Here is a 16,542-nt window from a genome sequence, read left to right as displayed (position 1 = left end):
ATGCCCCGGAATAGACCAAGCCCCTGGCGCAATAGCGCAAGGGGCTCTTGCACAAAGATGCTACCCGAGGAAGCGAGGCAGGACCGAGGTGGCGACTTCTCCGACGTCCGATCAGCTGCTGGTGATCATTGATCCGGTCGCCCGGCGCGCGGACGGGGAGTCCGTTCGAATCGCGAAAGACGTGCTCAGCGCGGGTGCGGCGAGCACGAAGGTGTGTCTGCCGGAGGGCCCGGAGGAATTCGCCCGGGCGCTGGCCCGGCGGGGTGCGCGGCGGCCGGTGGTCGTCGGTGACGACCGCGCGCTGATGCGGGCGGTGGCCCTGCTGCACCGGCAGCGGACCCTGGCCGAAACCGTGCTGTCCGTGGTGCCGGTGGGCGCCGCCCTGGGCGTCGCGCAGGCCCTGGGGGTGCCCACGGGGGCGGTGGCGGCGGCCCGGGCCGCCCTGGACGGCGCCGAGCGGCGTCTGGACGTACTGGTGGACGACAGCGACGGGGTGGTGCTGGGCGCGCTGCGCATCCCGCCGGTACCGCTGACCCCGCGGCCGGAGCCGACCGTGGCGGAGGCCGGCCTCGCGCAGGGCGGCGGCCACCCCTGGCTGCGGACCTACCAGTCCCTCTTCCGGACCCTGGTGCCGTCCCGGCCGTCGCGGCTCTCCGCCGCCCCGGCACCGCCCGGTCCGGCCCGGCTGCGGATCGAGGTCGACGGGGTGACCCTGGTCGACCTCGACCAGCCGGTGGAGGCGGTGTCGGTGACGCCGGGGCCCGCCGGCACGGCCGTGGTGCGGGTGCGGCCGCTGTCCCTGGGCGCGGTGGCGGTGCCGCTGGAGGCCCGGGGGCGGATCGTGACCGTGTCGGGCGCGGATTTCCGCTACCGCGCGGACGCGACCGTCGCGGGACCGGTACGACGGCGCACCTGGACGGTGCGCGAGGGCGCCCTGGGACTGATGCTGCCGGAACGATGACCCCGGCCGCCCCTGACGACCCCGGCCGACCTTGCCGACCCCTGCCGACCCGGCTGACCTGGCTGACCCCGGCTGACCGTACCGACCCGACTGCTCCGACCGACCCGGCTGACCCGGTCGCCCCTGACGACCCCGGCTGACCCTGACGACCCGGCTGACCCCACTGGCCCCGGCCGTGAAATCCGGGGGCGTCCGCGCGGGGTGCCCGGCTGGGCTGCCCAGCGGCCGGGCGATCGACGACGAAGGCGGCGGCCGGGCGATCGACGACGAAGGCGGCGGGCGGGCGATCGGATTCAGGCTGCCCGCGCGGGTCCTGGAGCTTCGACGTGCCATGCCTCGCTGAGCGGCCGCTCCGGGGGCCGCCGCTGAGCGGTCGCCTCACGGGGCCTACCGGTTCCCGAAGACCTCCGCCCGGTGGACCCGCCACCGCTCCATCATGGCCACGAGCTCGCCGTCGACGAACTCGAAGAAGGCGAGCGTCTCGGCCATGCGGCGTCCGGCGGGGGTGCGGCTTCCGAGGCTGGTGACACCCTCGCGCAGCGCGTCCTCCCACCGCTTGAGCATGGACTCGCGGTTGGTCATCGCCTCGTACCACTGGTTGCTGTGCACCCGGTAGCGCTCGCGCCGCGAACCGGGCTCGCGCTCGCGCGCGACCATGTGCTGCTGGGCCAGGTAGCGCACCGCGCCGGACACCGCAGCGGGGCTGATCCGCAGCTGTTCGCCCAGCTCGGCCGAGGTCATCGCGCCCTCGTCGGAGGAGAGGAGCGCCGCGAAGACCCGGGCGGGCATCCGCTGCATCCCGGCCTCGACGAGCTGCGCCGCGAAGGCCTCGACGAACCGCGACACGGCCTCGGCGTCCCGGTCACCACCGGCTTCTCCCCGCTCGACCCGTTCGACCGCCATGACCCCATCCTAACGTTGCTTCACCGACTTCCTTAACTTCACAAATTTCTGAAAGAAGCGTACGTTCTGAACCATGACGAAGGCCATCTCGGTGTCCGGACTGCACAAGTCCTTCGGCCGTGCCCCCGCACTCGCCGGCCTGGACCTTGAGGTCGAGGCCGGTGAGGTGCACGGCTTCCTCGGTCCCAACGGCTCCGGCAAGTCCACCACCATCCGCATCCTGCTCGGCCTGCTGCGCGCCGACTCCGGCGCCGCACAGGTCCTCGGCCGCGACCCGTGGACCGACGCGGTCGAGGCGCACCGCCTAATCGCGTACGTCCCGGGCGACGTGACCCTGTGGCGCAACCTGTCCGGCGGCGAGGTCATCGACCTGTACGGCCGGCTGCGCGGCGGCCTGGACGCGGTTCGCCGGGCCGACCTCATCGACCGCTTCGAGCTGGACCCCACCAAGAAGGGCCGTACCTACTCGAAGGGCAACCGCCAGAAGGTCGCCCTGGTGGCCGCGTTCGCCTCGGACGTCGACCTGCTGATCCTGGACGAGCCGACCTCGGGCCTGGACCCGCTGATGGAGGAGGTCTTCCAGCGCTGTGTGCGGGAGGAACGGGACCGCGGCCGTACGGTCCTGCTGTCCTCCCACATCCTCAGCGAGGTCGAGGAACTGTGCGACCGGGTCAGCATCATCCGCAAGGGCCGCACGGTGGAGACCGGCTCGCTGGCCGAGCTGCGCCATCTGACGAGGACCAGCGTGACCGCCGAACTCACCCACTCCCCCAACGGGTTGGCGCGTCTGCCGGGCGTGCACGACCTCGACGTCCAGGGGAAGCGCGTGCGGCTGCACGTCGACACCGACCAACTCGACGCGGTGCTGCGGTCGCTGGCGGACTCGGGCATACGGTCGCTGCGGTCGACGCCGCCGACGCTGGAGGAGCTGTTCCTGCGGCACTACCAGGAGACACCGGCATGACCACGCTGGCGGGCACCGGCCCGCTCCTGCGCTTCGCGCTGCGCCGCGACCGGGTGCTGATCCCCGTCTGGGTGGCGGTGAACACCCTGATGGTCCTGTCCATGCCGAACACGCTCGAGAGCCTCTACGGCACCCCGGCCGACCGGGCCGGCCTGCTGCGGCAGATGGAGACCAACGCCTCCCTGCGGGCCCTGATCGGCCCGGTCTTCGACGACTCGCTCGGCGCGCTGACGGCCTGGCGGGTGGGGGTGTTCGCGGCCGCGCTCGCCGCGGTGACGAGTCTGCTGGTCGTCGTCCGGCACACCCGGGACGAGGAGGAGAGCGGCCGTCAGGAACTCATCGCGTCCGGCATGGTCGGCCGCCGCGCCTCCCTGACGGCGGCCCTGCTCGCGGCGGCCGTCGCCGACGCCGTACTGGCCCTGCTGGTCGCGGCGGGCCTGGCAGGCCACGGCGCGGCGGGCGCGGTCGCGTTCGGCCTCGGACTCGCCGGGGTGGGCATGGTGTTCGCCACGGCCGCGGCGGTCCTCGCACAGCTCACCGAGAGCGCGCGGCTGGCCCGCGGACTGACGGCGGCGGTGCTGGGCGTGGCCTTCGTCCTGCGGGCGGCGGGCGACGCGTCGGCCGACGACGGTTCCGCATGGCTGACCTGGCTGTCCCCGCTCGGCTGGCTGGAGAACCTGCGGGCCTTCGCGGGCGAGCGGTGGTGGGTGCTGGCGTTGTTCGCGGCCGTCGCCGGAGCGCAGGGCGCGCTGGCCTACGGGCTCGCCGGCCGCCGGGACGTGGGCATGAGCTTCCTGCCCACCCGCCCCGGCCCGGCGACGGGCCGGCTGAGGACGGCCGCCGCGCTGGCCTGGCGGCTCCAGCGGGGCGGGGTGCTGGGCTGGAGCGTCGGCTTCTTCCTCACGGGGGTGGTGTACGGCTCGCTCACCGAGGGCGTGGCCGACCTGGTCGCCGACAACGCCAAGGCCCGCGAGATCTTCGAGCGGATGGGCGGCCGGAGCGACCTGACGGACGCGTTCCTCGCCTCGATGATCGGCATGCTCGGCCTGATCGCGGCCCTGTACGTGGTGTCGTCCGTCCTGCGGCTGCACGGCGAGGAGACCTCGGGCCGCGCGGAACCGGTTCTCGCGAACGCGGTGGGCCGACTGCGCTGGGCGGCCGGTCACCTGACGATCGCCTTCGGCGGCGCGACCCTGATCATGCTCCTGGCCGGGCTCGGTTTCGCCGCGGGCCACCGCCGGGACGTCCTGCCGATCCTGGGCGCCTGTCTCGTGCAGCTCCCGGCGATCTGGTTGGTCGGCGGCCTGGCCGTACTGCTGTACGGAACGGCCCCGCGGATCGCCCCGGCCGCGTGGGGGGTGGCGGGCGCGATCCTGCTCATCGGCTGGATCGGCCCGGCCCTGGACGCCCCGCAGGCCGTCCTGGACCTGTCGCCCTTCGGCCACCTGCCGAAACTGCCGGGCGGCGCGATGGAGTGGACGCCGGTGCTGGTGCTCTCCGCTGCGGCGGCGACGCTGGTGACCGCGGGACTGGCGGCCCTGCGACGGCGGGACATGACGACCTAGGTCTGCGACCGACACGCAGCCCGGACAGCCCGCCGTCGGCCGGGTCCGGCGCAGCACGCGCTCCGGCGCACCACACGGTCCGGGCGTGCCATGCGAGTCGGCGCACCACACGGTCCGGGCAGGCCACGCGGGTCGGCGCAGCACGCGGTCCGGCGCACCGTACGGTCCGGGCGGGCCACGCCCGGGCGGGCCACGCCCGGGCGGGCCACGCGGGTCGGCGCAGCACGCGGTCCGGCGCGCCATACGGGCCGGGCGGGCCACGCGGTCCGGCGCACCACACGGTCCGGGCAGGCCACGCGGGTCAGCGCAGCACGCGGTCCGGCGCGCCATACGGGCCGGGCGGGCCACGCGGTCCGGCGCACCACACGGTCCGGGCAGGCCATGCGAGTCGGCGCACCACACGGTCCGGGCGGGCCATGCGGGTCGGCGCACCACACGGCCCGGCGCACCACACGGCCCGGGCGGGCCACGCGGTCCGGCGGGCCACATGCCCCCGGGCTGGCCACGCGGTTCCGGCGGGCGGCGCCGTGCGCCGCGCCGCTCGGTCTTCGGGCGGACGGGGAACTCCCGGCGGCCGGCGTGCGTCCGTCTCGGGCATGGGACAACGTACGCAGGCCGCCGGTGGGTGCCTCGCCATGGCGCTCGGCTGGGGCGCGGGGCTCGCGGTCTGGTCCGTCGGGCTCCGCGGCCGCTGGTGGCGATTCGAGCAGAGCCCCGACTGGAGCGTCCTCTACGCGGAACTCCCGCTGGCCCTGCTGGGCGGAACGGCCGGCGGCCTGGCCCTGTGGGCCGTGCTCAGCCGCCTCGGCGTCCGCGTCAGACGCCGACTCAAGAGTCGCACCGAGAGCCGCGCCGAGAGCCGCCTCAAAGCGTCACGTTGAGTCCCTCCAGCCCTCGGATCACGAAGTTCGGCTTGCGCCGGGGCTCCGCCGCCAGGGCCAGGGTGGGGGCCCGCTCCAGCAGTGCCGTCATGGAGGCGGCGAGCTCGATACGGGCCAGCGGGGCTCCGATGCAGTAGTGGATGCCCGCGCTGAAGGAGATGTGCGGGTTCTCGGCACGGGTGAGATCCAGCCGGTCCGGGGCGGCGAAGACGGCTGGGTCGTGGTTCGCCGACCCGAAGAGCATGGCGATCTCGGCGCCCCGGGGCACGGTGGTCCCGTCGATCTCGATGTCGTCGAGCACCCACCGCTCGAAGAGCTGGAGCGGGGTGTCGTACCGCATCAGCTCCTCCACGGCGGAGGGCACGAGTGTGTGGTCGGCACGCAGCGCGGCCAGCTGCTCCGGGTTCCTGAACAGCGCCCACCAGCCGTTGACGGTGGCGTTCACGGTCGCCTCGTGCCCCGCGTTGAGCAACAGCACCGCGGTCGAGATCATCTCCTGCTCGGTGAGCCGGTCCCCCTCGTCGTGCGCGGCGATGAGACCGGAGATGAGATCGTCGCCGGGCTCCTTGCGCCGAGCGGCGATGAGCTCCCGCAGATACTCGGAGAACTCCACCGAGGCCCGCACCGCCCTCGCCGCGGTCTCCTTCGACGGGCTCAGCTCGTACATCCCGCAGATGTCCGCCGACCAGGGCCTCAGCGGCGCCCGGTCCGAGTCCGGGATGCCCAGCATCTCCGCGATCACGGCGACCGGCAGCGGTTCGGCGACATCGCTCAGCAGATCGCCCCCGCCCGCCTCCACCAGCCGGTCCACCAGCTCCCCGGCGAGCTGCCGGACGTACGGCTTCAACCGCTCCACCGTGCGCGGGGTGAACGCCTTCGACACCAGCCGCCGGATCCGGGTGTGGTCGGGCGGCTCCAGGTCGAGCATCCCGTGGTCGTTGAGCGTGTGGAACGGCTCCTGCTCGGCCGGGGGCGCCGTCCGCCCGAAGTCCTCGTGCGTGAACCGGTGCTGATACGTCCGCCCGAGCCTCCGCTCCCGCAGCAGCGCCGACACATCCGCGTGCCGCGGCACCAGCCACTGGTCGGTCGGCTCGTAGTAGATCACCCGCCCCCGCTCCCGAAGTTCGGCGTAGGCCGGGTAGGGGTCCGAGACGAACGCGGGATCCCAGGGATCGAAGGAGAGAGCGTCAACTGCTGCCATGAACGGACGCTAGCCGGTGAGCGGCCTGCTGACCAGGGGGGCCTTCGTCCCGCGGCCGAGGACCTGTCCGGCGGATCGGGCTGGAGGACGGCGTCGGGCCGGAGGGAGGGGCCGGGCCGGAGTAAGGCGTCGGGCCGGAGGAAGGCGTCGGCGCGGGCGCAGCTGTCGGCCCGCGTCCGCGGGGCGATCCGGCGGACAGGCCCTAGCCCGGGGTCACCAGTCGGGCCTCGTAGGCGAAGACCGCCGCCTGGGTGCGGTCCCGCAGGCCCAGCTTGACCAGGATCCTGCTCACATGGGTCTTGATGGTCGACTCCGCGACCACCAGCCGGCCGGCTATCTCGAGGTTCGACAGCCCCTGCGCGATGAGGACCAGCACCTCCGTCTCCCGCTCGGTCAGGTCGCCGTAGGCCGCCTGCGCGGTCGGTGACAGCCGCGGGGTGTCGGACAGCTTGGAGAACTCCGTGATCAGCCGCCGGGTGACGGACGGGGCCAGCAGTGCCTCACCGGCCGCCACCACCCGCACCCCCTCGGCCAGCTGGCGGGCCGACGCGTCCTTGAGCAGGAAGCCCGAGGCACCCGCGCGCAGCGCCTGGTAGACGTACTCGTCCAGGTCGAAGGTCGTCAGCACCAGGACCTTCGCCGAGTCGTCCGCCGCCACGATCTCCCGCGTCGCCTCGATGCCGTTCAGCTCCGGCATGCGGATGTCCATCAGGACCACGTCGGGCGCGAGTTCACGGACGCGGTCGATCGCCTCCCGGCCGTTGACCGCCTCGCCCACGACCTCGATGTCCGGCATCGCGTTCAGCAGGACCGAGAAGCCCTCGCGCACCATCATCTGGTCGTCGGCGACCAGTACGCGGATCGTCATGCCGCACTCTCGCTCGCGACGGGCACCGGCAGGAACACCGTCACCTCGTAACCGCCCTCCGGGGTGGGCTCCGCCGTCATCTCGCCGTTCAGCATGCCGACTCTCTCCCGCATTCCGGTGATGCCGTGACCGGCGCCCGGCGAGGGCTTGATCAGGGACGGGTTGGGCGGCGCGCCGTTCACTATCCGCAGCCCCAGGCCGCCCAGCACATAGCCGATCTCCACCCGGGCGCCCGCCCCGGGAGCATGGCGCAGGGTGTTGCTCAGCGCCTCCTGGACTATCCGGTACGCCGACAGCTCCACGCCCTGCGGCAGCTCGCGCACGGCGCCGGTCACCGTCTTCTCCACCTCCAGGCCCGTCTGCCGGACATTGGCGAGCAGCCCGTCCAGTTCGGCGAGCGTGGGCTGCGGGGCGTCGGGGACCTCGTAGTGCTCGGCACGGACCACGCCCAGGACCCGGCGCAGCTCCGTGAGCGCCGCCACCGCGTTCTCCCGGATGGTGGCGAACGCCTTCTCCAGCTCCTCCGGCGGGTTCTCCACCCGGTAGGGGGCGGCCTCGGCCTGGATGGCCACCACCGACATGTGGTGGGCGACCACGTCGTGCAGCTCGCGGGCGATCGTGGTGCGCTCCTCCAGCAGGGTGCGTCGGGAGCGCTCGTGCGCGGTCACCGTCCGCTGGGCCGTCACCTTCTCCTCGGCCTGCCGGCGGATGTGCCAGACGGTGACGGCGAGCAGGAGGATCGCCGAGAACACCAGCATGGGCGCGACGTTCGTGTAGTAGTGACCCCAGCCGAAGACGGTCTCGGCGACGAAGCCGTAGGCCGCCGTCAGCATCCACATCCACGCCGCCGTACGCGGGCGGGTGCGTATCGCCACGACCGTCAGCACGATCAGGTGGGCGGCGAAACTGCCCGGCAGCCACGGCCACTCGGTGTACGTGGAGCCGATGACCGCGACGACGGTGGTCCCCGCGAGCGACAGCCAGAAGGCGCCGACCGGCCGCACCAGCGTCAGCAGCACCGGGACCAGGGCGAGCAGACCGGAGAGGAGACCGACACCGCTCCCCTCGCCGTCCGCCCAGGCGATCAGCGTCGCCACGGCGCCGGCCGCCCCGACCACCGCGTGCCGGGACCAGGTCGCGTACTCCCGCCTGCGGCCCCTCATGCGGCCCAGGAGCCTGCCCGCGTGCTCCTTGCGGGGCAGCGGGCGGTAGGCGAAGGCGTCCTGGAACAGGTCCTCCCGCAGGCCGCGCAGGGCGTCCACGGCCGCCCGGAACTCCGGACTGCGCGGCCGGTAGGCCTCGAAGGAGTCGTCCGGGTCGTCCGGGCGCGTGGTGTGCGTCTGCGTCGTCTCTGTCACGTTCAAAACGGTATGCGCAGGACAGGGTCGCGGTCGTCACCAGTGAGAGGGGTTCGTGCGGATCCCTCTCAAGTACTACGGGTCCGACGGGGCACGGCCGTTCGGTACCCCGACGGTCTCACCAGCCCCGACTCGGACGCGAACACCGCCGCCTGGGTGCGGTCCCGCAGCCCGAGTTTCACCAGGATCCGGCCCACGTGCGTCTTCACCGTCTGCTCGGCCACGAAGAGGTGGTCGGCGATCTCCGCGTTGGACAGACCCCGCGCGATCAGGGTGAGCACCTCCGTCTCGCGCTCGGTGAGATCGCCGACCCGTTCCTTCAGCGGGGCTCTGGGCTTGCCGTCGAGACGGGAGAACTCGGCGATCAGCTCGCGGGTGATGACGGGCGCGAGCAGGGCGTCACCGGCCGCCACCACCCGGACCGCCTCGGCGAACCGGTCCGCGGGCCGCCCGGATCCGTGCGTCGGTGCGCAGGTCGGCGGACGATTCCGCGCCCGTGCCCGGGCTGCCGAGAAGGACGAGATCCGTCACCTCCGGGTTCGGGGCGGCACGGCCGCACACGACCGTGCCGTACGAGTGGCACAGGAGGGTGAACCGGGAGCGCGGCGCGGTGACGGCGCGCAGCCCGCGCAGGAACTCCTCCGGATCCGGGGCCGCTTCCTCGGCGCGGTCCGGGGTGATCACGGCGGCGCTGATCGTGCCGGGGCCGAGGCCGGGATCCGCGGCCGGCCCGCTGCCGCCGTGAGGGGGGCGACCACGGCGGTGGTGACGAGAACGGCCAACAGGGCGCGGAACCAGTGCCGTTACCCGTGCGTTCCCCTCGCACGGCGCCGCCTCCCGCGAAAACGAAGCTCCGCCATCCCGCTCCTCCCCCGCCACTGCGCCCGGCCATCGGGCCTTCCTGGCTGGGAAGTTACGGACCGGCGCGCGTCGTTCGCGTCCCGCTGGGGAGCTCTTCTGCGACGTAGCTCAGGTACTACGGGTACGACCCAGGGGACTTCACCCCCACCGGGCCGGGGCCGCGGCTACCACGCCAGTTGGGCGATCTCCTCCGCCACCACCGCGCACGCGTCCGCCGCCGGGTCGATGAGCGGGAAGTGGCCGACGTCCTCCAGCAGGGTCAGGCCCACCACCTCCCCCGCCTTCGCCGCCGCGTCCGCGTACGCCTCGGCGACCGCCTGCGGGACGACCAGGTCGGTCCGGCCCTGGACCAGGGTCGTCGCGACCCCCGTCGGCAGCAGCAGCGCGGGGTCGGCGTACGGCCGCCGCTCACCGAACCGCTCCTCACCGCCGAGGAGTTGATGGGCCGCTCCGTCGCACACGTCGAGCTTCTCGGCGACCGCGAAGTCGGCGATCGGGGCGAGCGCGACGACGCCCCGCAGCGAGGCCGAACCCCCGGTGCGCCAGGGCGCGTCGGCGGGCAGCACATGCCGGGCCGCCGCCCACAGGGCGAGGTGGCCACCCGCCGAGTGACCGGTCAGCACCGTACGGCGGGCGTCGGCCTGCGGCACGGCCTCCCGGACGAGGGCGGGAAGCGCGTCGAGGGCCGCGGCGATGTCGTCGAAGGTCTCCGGCCAGCGTCCGGCGACCGGGGATGTCCCCTCCGGGTCGGGGGTTCCAGCGCCCCGCCGGTACTCCACGTTGGCCACCGCGAAGCCGCGCTGCGCCAGGTAGTCCGCGAACGGCGTGATGTGGCGCCGGTCGTACGGCGCCCGCCAGGCCCCGCCGTGCAGCACGACGACGAGCGGGACGGAGCCCCCCGGGCCGGCCTGCACGCGCGGGACGTAGAAGTCGATCACCTGGTCGGGGTGATCGCCGTACGCCGTGGTGACGTCGGGCTCGACGGGCGGATGCGCGAAGGCCGACGCCTCCTCGGCGGCGGCCCGGGCTTCGACAACGTCGTCCGGCATGCTCCAACCTCTCAGCGGCGAAACAGATTTGGCGGACCAGATGGGAATTCGGCCGTTGGCCGGGACGGTATCAGGCCCGTGACGTGCGCGGACACGCGGATGTCACGCTCGGTGAGAGGCAACCGGTCCAGGTAAACGGTTCTGCTGTTCCGCCGCCCCGGCAGGCCCGCCCGCCGGGAATCCCTCCGGTCGTACCCCCAGGTACGACCGGGAGACCCGGCCGGTTCAGCCCGCCGGGCCACCGTCCGGGTCTGCCGGCCGGGTCCGCCGGCCCGGTCTGCCGACCGGGTCCGCCGGCCGGCCACCGGGTCAGCGCAGTTCCTCCGCCAGCACGCGGGCCGCCCGTTCCACGTCCGCGAAGCCGACGTAGAGCGGGGTGAAGCCGAAGCGCAGGACGTCCGGGCGGCGGAAGTCGCCGACGACCCCGCGCCCGATCAGCCGCTCCATGACCTCGCCGGCCTCCTCGCAGCGCAGCGCGACCTGGCTGCCGCGCTCCTCGTGCCGCACCGGGGTGAGCGACTCGACGCGCCCCTCGGGGACGTACGCGGCGACGCACTCCAGGAAGAAGTCCGTCAGGGCCAGCGACTTCGCCCGCACCGCCTCGACCGAGACCCCGTCCCAGACGTCGAGGGCTGCCTCCAGGGCGAGCATCGACAGGATGTCCGGAGTGCCGACCCGCCCGCGCGGAGCACCCGCCGCCGGCTCGTACGTCTCCCGCATACCGAAGGGCTCGGCGTGCGAGTTCCAGCCGGGCAGCGGCGAGTCGAACCGGTCCTGGAGACCGTGGCGGACATACAGGTACGCCGGTGAACCCGGGCCGCCGTTCAGGTACTTGTAGGTGCAGCCGACCGCGAGGTCCACGCCGTGCTCGTCGAGACCGACGGGCAGGGCGCCCGCGCTGTGGCACAGGTCCCAGACGGCGATCGCGCCGGCCGCGTGCACGGCGGCGGTGAGCGAGGGCAGGTCGTGCAGCCGCCCGGTGCGGTAGTCGACGTGGTTGAGCAGTACGGCGGCCGTACGCTCCGACAGCGCCGCCGGCACCTCGCCCGGAGACACCGCGCGCAGCGTGCGGCCGGTGAGACGGGCCGCGGACGCGGCGATGTAACCGTCCGTGGGGAAGGTCGTCGCGTCGACGAGGATCTCGTCCCGGGCGTCGTCGACCAGGCGGACCGCGCCGACAAGCGCCTTGAAGACATTGACGCTCGTCGAGTCGCCCACCACGATCTGGCCGGTCGCCGCGCCCACCAGCGGGGCGATCCGGTCGCCGATCCGCTCGGGCGCCGTCCACCAACCGCTCTCGTCCCAGGAGCGGATCCTCAGGGCGCCCCACTGACGCCGTACGACGTCCTCGACCCGCCCGGGGACGGACCGCGGCAGCGCGCCCAGCGAGTTGCCGTCGAGGTAGACACCGTCGTCGAGGAGGAACAGGGCACGCTTGCCCGCCAGCCCGTCGCCGCCGTCCAACTCCTTCGCCCTGAGGGCGAGCTGCTCGAATCCGGGGCGCTCAGACATGGGACCTGGCCGTCCACAGCTCGGGGAACACGTTCTTCTGCGCACGCTTCTCGAGCCAGGCCACGCCGGCCGAGCCGCCCGTGCCGGCCTTCGCGCCCATCGCACGGCGGGTGGCGACGAGGTGGTCGTTGCGCCAGCGCCACACCAGCTCGGCGACGTCCGTCAGGGCCTCGCCGAGGCGTGCGATCTCGTCGCCCTCGTCCCCCGCGTAGACGGCCGTCCAGACCGCCTCGACCTCCGCCGAGGGCTCGTACCGGCGCGTGGTGTCACGCTCCAGGACGGCGGACGGGATCGCGTGACCGCGCCGGGCGAGCAGCCGCAGCACCTCGTCGTACAGGCTCGGCTCGTGCAGCGCCTTCTCCAGCTCCGCGTGGACGCGCGGCGCGCCACGGTGCGGGACCAGCATGGACGCGGACTTCTCACCGAGCAGGAACTCCATGCGCCGGTACATCGCCGACTGGAAGCCGGAGCCCTCGCCGAGCGCGGAGCGGTACGAGTTGAACTGCGCCGGGGTCAGCTGCCCGAGCGGCCGCCAGGACGCGTTCAGCGCGTCCAGTTCGCGGACGGACCGCTTCAGCGCGTCGATCGCCACCGGCACCCGGTCCTGGCGGAGCGCCTTCGCGGCGGTCTCCCACTCGTGCACGATGACCGTGAACCACAGCTCCATGACCTGGGTGGTGACCAGGAAAACCATCTCTCCGGGATCGTCGGAGAGGGTGTGCTGGAGGTGGGTGAGCACGTCCGCCTTGACGTAGTCCTCGTACGGCGTGGTGCCGGCGAAGTCGAGATGCGGGGTCTCGGGCTCCGAAGCCTGTACGGGCTGAGCCTGCTGGGACATCGCTGTCTCCTGTTGTGTACTCCGGGTAGCGGTCCGCCCCTGCCGTTACCGACACGGGGGCCCCGGTCCCCATCGGCACATACTGCGCAATACTCTCCCGGAAACGCAAGGCCCGCCTGGTCACACCAGACGGGCCCCGAAAACACACAGCTGAGACACCCCGACGGACGGCCGGCCCAGGGGCAGCCGCCGCAGGGGTCGCCGGCCCAGGGGCGGCCGGGCCGGGTTCGGCTAGCCCAGGGTCTGGGCCGCCGTCGGCGAGGAGTCCTTCAGGAACTGCGAGCAGCGCTCCCACTCCGCCTGCTCACCGATCGCCTGCGCGGCACGGGCGAGGCCGTGCAGCGCGCGCAGGAAGCCGCGGTTCGGCTCGTGCTCCCACGGCACCGGGCCGTGGCCCTTCCAGCCGTTGCGGCGCAGGCTGTCCAGCCCGCGGTGGTACCCCGTGCGGGCGTACGCGTACGACTCCACCACGCTGCCCCGCTCGAACGCGTCGTCGGCGAGCTGGGCCCAGGCCAGCGAGGACGTCGGGTACTTCGCCGCGACGTCGGCGGGCGCGGTGCCGTTCGCGAGGAGCTCGCGCGGCTCGGGGTCGTCGGGCAGGTGGGTCGGGGGCGGTCCCCCGAGGAGGTTTTCGTGAATGGACATGCGTCCAGTCTGCGCCATCCGCGAGCCCTCGGCCCCGGGTCCTCCGGGTGAACCCCGACCACCGGCACCCCGGAACAGACCCGTCGCGCCGAGAGAACACCACCGGCACCCCGGAACAGACCCGTCGCGCCGGGAGAACACCACCGGCACCCCGGAACAGACCCGTCGTGCCGGGAGAGCGCGGTCGGCACCTCGGGCGGGAGAGCGCGGCCGGCACCGGCTAGGACAGCCGGCCCTTCGTCCGCTCCCCCTCCAGAGGCGGCGCCAGCACGCTCCCGTGGGTCCTGCACTCCGGCCTGCGGCAGTCCGGCGCCGGTCGGCGTACCGTCGCGAAGGCGACCGCCGCGCCCACCACCAGCACCCCCGCGCACAGCACCATCGCCCGCCGGAACGCGTCGTCGAAGGCCGTGGCCGAGCGGTACGCCTCCGAGCTCATCCCGGTCAGCAGGGGCAGCGCGGCCACGGCGACGAGACCCGCCGCGCGGGCCGCCGCGTTGTTGACGCCGCTGGCCACCCCGGCCCGTGAGACGTCCACCGAGGCCAGCACGGTCGCGGTGAGCGGGGCGACCAGCGCGACCATGCCGAAGCCCAGCACCAGGACCGCAGGCAGGACATCGGTGGCGTAGGACGCGCCGGGTCCGACGCGCAGCATCAGCAGCATCCCGGCGGCGCACAGCAGCGGGCCGACGGTGAGCGGGATCCGCGGGCCGATGTGCTCGGCGAGTTCGCCGGAGCGGGCGGACAGCAGCAGCATCAGCACGGTCGTCGGCAGCAGCGCCGTACCGGCTCCGAGGGCGGACCAGCCGGCCACCACCTGGAGCTGGACCGCGGACAGGAAGAAGAAGCCGCCGAAGGCCGCGTACACGCACAGGGTGACCAGGTTGACGGCCGTGAACTGGCGGGACCCGAAGATGTCCAGCGGGAGCATCGGGTCCGGGCTGCGGCGCTCCACCGCCACGAAGGCCACCCCGGCGACCAGCCCCGCGACCGCCGCCCCCGTGACGACCCCTACGGGTCCGCTCCGGGCCTCGATCAGCGCATAGGTGACGAGGGCGAGCGCCAGCGCGCCGAGGAAGGCGCCCAGCACGTCGAACCGCGCGTGCGGACCGTCGTCCGCCGCGCGGGCGGGCCTGCCGTCCGACTCCGGTACGTGCCGCAGGGCCACCGGCACGCACACCAACGCCAGCGGCACGTTCAGCAGGAACACCCACCGCCAGCCCGGCCCGTCCACCAGCCAGCCGCCCAGGAACGGCCCCACGGCCGCCCCCATGCCCCCGAACCCGGACCACAGGCCCACCGCCCGCCCCCGGTCGTCCGGGTGGAAGGAGGCCTGGATGAGGGCGAGGGAACCCGGCGTCAGGAGCGCGCCGCCGACCCCTTGCAGCGCCCTGGCGGCGATGAGCACGCCCGCGTTCGGGGCGATCCCGCACAGCAGCGAGGCGAGGGCGAACCACACCACGCCGACCACGAACACCTTGCGCCGCCCGTAGTGGTCGCCCAGGGAGCCGCCGAGCAGGATCAGCCCGGCCAGCGTCAGCAGATACGCGTTGACGGTCCACTGGAGGGCGGCCAGGTCGGCGTCCAGGTCACGGCCGATGCGCGGGAGGGCGACGTTGACGACGGTCGAGTCCAGCAGGGCCATGCTGGAGCCGAGCACCGTGGTCAGCAGGATCCACTTGCCCCGGGGCGAGGCCAACCGGACGTCAGGCATGCCCCCAGGTATACAGCGAGCCCGGCGCCGTAGACAGACGCCGGGCTCACCCGTACCCGTAGTACACCCGGTACTCACCCGTAGTACCTCCCGGGACACGCGGAGGTGATACGGAGGTAGGTACTACGGGGGCACCACGGAGGCGCCTTGGGTTACTTGATCTTCTGGCCCGCCGAGCGCAGGTGCTGCGTGGCCTCGACGACCCGCGCGGCCATGCCCGCCTCGGCCAGCTTGCCCCAGGTCCGCGGGTCGTAGGTCTTCTTGGAGCCGACCTCGCCGTCGACCTTCAGGACGCCGTCGTAGTTCTTGAACATGTGGTCGGCGACGGGACGCGTGAAGGCGTACTGCGTGTCCGTGTCGAGGTTCATCTTGACGACGCCGTTGTCCAGCGCGGTCGCGATCTCCTCCGCGGTGGAGCCGGAGCCGCCGTGGAAGACGAAGTCGAACGGCTGGGAGCCGGCCGGCTTGCCGTACTTCGCGGCGATGCCCTCGTTCAGCTCCTTGAGCAGGTCGGGGCGGAGCACCACGTTGCCCGGCTTGTACACGCCGTGGACGTTGCCGAAGGACGCGGCCAGCAGGTAACGGCCCTTCTCGCCCAGACCCAGCGCCTCGACGGTGCGCACCGCGTCGTCGACCGTCGTGTACAGGGAGTCGTTGATCTCGTGGGAGACGCCGTCCTCCTCGCCACCGGTCGGGGTGATCTCCACCTCGAGGATGATCTTCGCGGCGACGGCGCGGGCGAGCAGCTCCTGCGCGATGGCGAGGTTGTCGGCGAGGGTCTCGGCGGAACCGTCCCACATGTGCGACTGGAACAGCGGGTTGCGGCCGGCCTTCACCCGCTCCTCGGAGACGGCGAGCAGCGGACGGACGTACCCGTCGAGCTTGTCCTTCGGGCAGTGGTCGGTGTGCAGCGCGACGGTGACCGGGTACTTCTCGGCGACGACGTGCGCGAACTCGGCGAGGGCGACCGAGCCCGTCACCATGTCCTTGCTGTACTGGCCGCCCAGGAACTCGGCGCCACCCGTGGAGATCTGGACGATGCCGTCGCTCTCCGCCTCGGCGAAGCCGCGCAGTGCCGCGTGCAGGGTCTGCGTCGAGGTGACGTTGATGGCCGGGTAGGCGAACTTGCCTGCCTTCGCCCGGTCGAGCATCTCGTTGTAGACCTCGGGGGTTGCGATGGGCATCTGTCCGCTCCTTGGTATCTGCGGGTTGGCGATCTGTTCGA

15 protein-coding genes and 1 pseudogene are annotated in these 16,542 nt (G+C 73.2%); 4 read left to right on the top strand and 12 right to left on the bottom strand.

The genetic code is table 11. The features are described 5' to 3' along the window. Window positions 1–88 precede the first annotated feature (88 nt). A complete protein-coding gene (locus AOQ37_RS15615) occupies window positions 89–961 on the top strand; it encodes a diacylglycerol kinase family protein (RefSeq protein ID WP_062645080.1) in 873 nt (290 codons plus the stop codon). Window positions 962–1,348: 387 nt separating this feature from the next. Here AOQ37_RS15615 and AOQ37_RS15610 read toward each other — a convergent pair whose 3' ends face one another. Next, window positions 1,349–1,864, bottom strand: coding sequence for a GbsR/MarR family transcriptional regulator (locus tag AOQ37_RS15610; RefSeq protein ID WP_062645079.1), 516 nt, complete (start codon window positions 1,862–1,864; stop codon window positions 1,349–1,351). Between the two features lie 73 nt (window positions 1,865–1,937). On the opposite strand from AOQ37_RS15610, the gene AOQ37_RS15605 reads away from it, so the two are divergent. The 3 genes from AOQ37_RS15605 to AOQ37_RS15595 all read left to right on the top strand — a co-directional run bounded on the left by AOQ37_RS15605 (window position 1,938) and on the right by AOQ37_RS15595 (window position 5,274). Further along, complete coding sequence (locus AOQ37_RS15605) at window positions 1,938–2,828, top strand: ABC transporter ATP-binding protein (RefSeq protein ID WP_062645078.1); 891 nt, start codon at window positions 1,938–1,940, stop codon at window positions 2,826–2,828. Further along, complete coding sequence (locus AOQ37_RS41315; protein WP_062645077.1) at window positions 2,825–4,393, top strand: ABC transporter permease; 1,569 nt, start codon at window positions 2,825–2,827, stop codon at window positions 4,391–4,393. The genes AOQ37_RS15605 and AOQ37_RS41315 overlap by 4 nt, the downstream gene beginning before the upstream one ends. 596 nt (window positions 4,394–4,989) lie before the next feature. After that, window positions 4,990–5,274, top strand: a complete 285-nt coding sequence (locus AOQ37_RS15595; protein WP_062645076.1) for a hypothetical protein — start codon at window positions 4,990–4,992, stop codon at window positions 5,272–5,274. On the opposite strand, the gene AOQ37_RS15590 is transcribed toward AOQ37_RS15595, so the two are convergent. The 11 genes and pseudogenes from AOQ37_RS15590 to fbaA all read right to left on the bottom strand — a co-directional run bounded on the left by AOQ37_RS15590 (window position 5,258) and on the right by fbaA (window position 16,501). Further along, entirely contained in the window at window positions 5,258–6,475 is a 1,218-nt protein-coding gene (locus AOQ37_RS15590) for a cytochrome P450 (protein ID WP_062645075.1), read from the bottom strand. The two genes, AOQ37_RS15595 and AOQ37_RS15590, sit on opposite strands and share 17 nt — an antisense overlap. Before the next feature lie 202 nt (window positions 6,476–6,677). Further along, window positions 6,678–7,343: a response regulator gene (locus AOQ37_RS15585; RefSeq protein ID WP_062645074.1), complete on the bottom strand. Its 666-nt coding sequence runs from the start codon at window positions 7,341–7,343 to the stop codon at window positions 6,678–6,680. After that, complete coding sequence (locus AOQ37_RS15580; protein ID WP_062645156.1) at window positions 7,340–8,701, bottom strand: sensor histidine kinase; 1,362 nt, start codon at window positions 8,699–8,701, stop codon at window positions 7,340–7,342. The genes AOQ37_RS15585 and AOQ37_RS15580 overlap by 4 nt, the downstream gene beginning before the upstream one ends. 68 nt (window positions 8,702–8,769) lie before the next feature. After that, a pseudogene (locus AOQ37_RS15575) lies at window positions 8,770–9,144 on the bottom strand (LuxR C-terminal-related transcriptional regulator); the annotation flags it as partial. Next, window positions 9,101–9,385 (bottom strand): alpha/beta hydrolase, encoded by a 285-nt coding sequence (locus AOQ37_RS15570; RefSeq protein WP_062645073.1) that lies wholly within the window; start codon window positions 9,383–9,385, stop codon window positions 9,101–9,103. The pseudogene AOQ37_RS15575 and the gene AOQ37_RS15570, both read right to left, overlap by 44 nt. 341 nt (window positions 9,386–9,726) lie before the next feature. After that, window positions 9,727–10,611 carry an alpha/beta hydrolase gene (locus AOQ37_RS15565; RefSeq protein ID WP_062645072.1) on the bottom strand — a complete coding sequence of 295 codons (885 nt, stop codon included), beginning with the start codon at window positions 10,609–10,611 and terminating at the stop codon, window positions 9,727–9,729. Between the two features lie 309 nt (window positions 10,612–10,920). Continuing rightward, window positions 10,921–12,123: a kynureninase gene (gene kynU, locus AOQ37_RS15560; protein ID WP_062645071.1), complete on the bottom strand. Its 1,203-nt coding sequence runs from the start codon at window positions 12,121–12,123 to the stop codon at window positions 10,921–10,923. Further along, window positions 12,116–12,961 (bottom strand): tryptophan 2,3-dioxygenase family protein, encoded by an 846-nt coding sequence (locus AOQ37_RS15555; protein ID WP_062645070.1) that lies wholly within the window; start codon window positions 12,959–12,961, stop codon window positions 12,116–12,118. The genes kynU and AOQ37_RS15555 overlap by 8 nt, the downstream gene beginning before the upstream one ends. A 231-nt stretch (window positions 12,962–13,192) precedes the next feature. Then, window positions 13,193–13,606, bottom strand: coding sequence for a DUF3151 domain-containing protein (locus AOQ37_RS15550; RefSeq protein ID WP_020129192.1), 414 nt, complete (start codon window positions 13,604–13,606; stop codon window positions 13,193–13,195). Window positions 13,607–13,826: 220 nt separating this feature from the next. Next, entirely contained in the window at window positions 13,827–15,317 is a 1,491-nt protein-coding gene (locus tag AOQ37_RS15545; RefSeq protein WP_062645069.1) for an MFS transporter, read from the bottom strand. Between the two features lie 152 nt (window positions 15,318–15,469). After that, a complete protein-coding gene (fbaA, locus tag AOQ37_RS15540) occupies window positions 15,470–16,501 on the bottom strand; it encodes a class II fructose-bisphosphate aldolase (RefSeq protein ID WP_062645068.1) in 1,032 nt (343 codons plus the stop codon). Window positions 16,502–16,542: the final 41 nt, after the last annotated feature.

Source organism: Streptomyces maremycinicus (assembly GCF_001184025.1).
GTDB lineage: Bacteria > Actinomycetota > Actinomycetes > Streptomycetales > Streptomycetaceae > Streptomyces > Streptomyces maremycinicus.
This window is presented reverse-complemented; position numbering and strand designations above follow the sequence as displayed.

What these genes read in the sequence shown, in the direction of transcription:
- AOQ37_RS15610 (WP_062645079.1), bottom strand. Translation starts at nt 1,864, where the DNA reads ATGGCGGTCGAACGGGTCGAGCGGGGAGAAGCCGGTGGTGACCGGGAC.
- AOQ37_RS15605 (WP_062645078.1), top strand. Translation starts at nt 1,938, where the DNA reads ATGACGAAGGCCATCTCGGTGTCCGGACTGCACAAGTCCTTCGGCCGT.
- AOQ37_RS41315 (WP_062645077.1), top strand. Translation starts at nt 2,825, where the DNA reads ATGACCACGCTGGCGGGCACCGGCCCGCTCCTGCGCTTCGCGCTGCGC.
- AOQ37_RS15595 (WP_062645076.1), top strand. Translation starts at nt 4,990, where the DNA reads ATGGGACAACGTACGCAGGCCGCCGGTGGGTGCCTCGCCATGGCGCTC.
- AOQ37_RS15590 (WP_062645075.1), bottom strand. Translation starts at nt 6,475, where the DNA reads ATGGCAGCAGTTGACGCTCTCTCCTTCGATCCCTGGGATCCCGCGTTC.
- AOQ37_RS15585 (WP_062645074.1), bottom strand. Translation starts at nt 7,343, where the DNA reads ATGACGATCCGCGTACTGGTCGCCGACGACCAGATGATGGTGCGCGAG.
- AOQ37_RS15565 (WP_062645072.1), bottom strand. Translation starts at nt 10,611, where the DNA reads ATGCCGGACGACGTTGTCGAAGCCCGGGCCGCCGCCGAGGAGGCGTCG.
- kynU (WP_062645071.1), bottom strand. Translation starts at nt 12,123, where the DNA reads ATGTCTGAGCGCCCCGGATTCGAGCAGCTCGCCCTCAGGGCGAAGGAG.
- AOQ37_RS15555 (WP_062645070.1), bottom strand. Translation starts at nt 12,961, where the DNA reads ATGTCCCAGCAGGCTCAGCCCGTACAGGCTTCGGAGCCCGAGACCCCG.
- AOQ37_RS15550 (WP_020129192.1), bottom strand. Translation starts at nt 13,606, where the DNA reads ATGTCCATTCACGAAAACCTCCTCGGGGGACCGCCCCCGACCCACCTG.
- AOQ37_RS15545 (WP_062645069.1), bottom strand. Translation starts at nt 15,317, where the DNA reads ATGCCTGACGTCCGGTTGGCCTCGCCCCGGGGCAAGTGGATCCTGCTG.
- fbaA (WP_062645068.1), bottom strand. Translation starts at nt 16,501, where the DNA reads ATGCCCATCGCAACCCCCGAGGTCTACAACGAGATGCTCGACCGGGCG.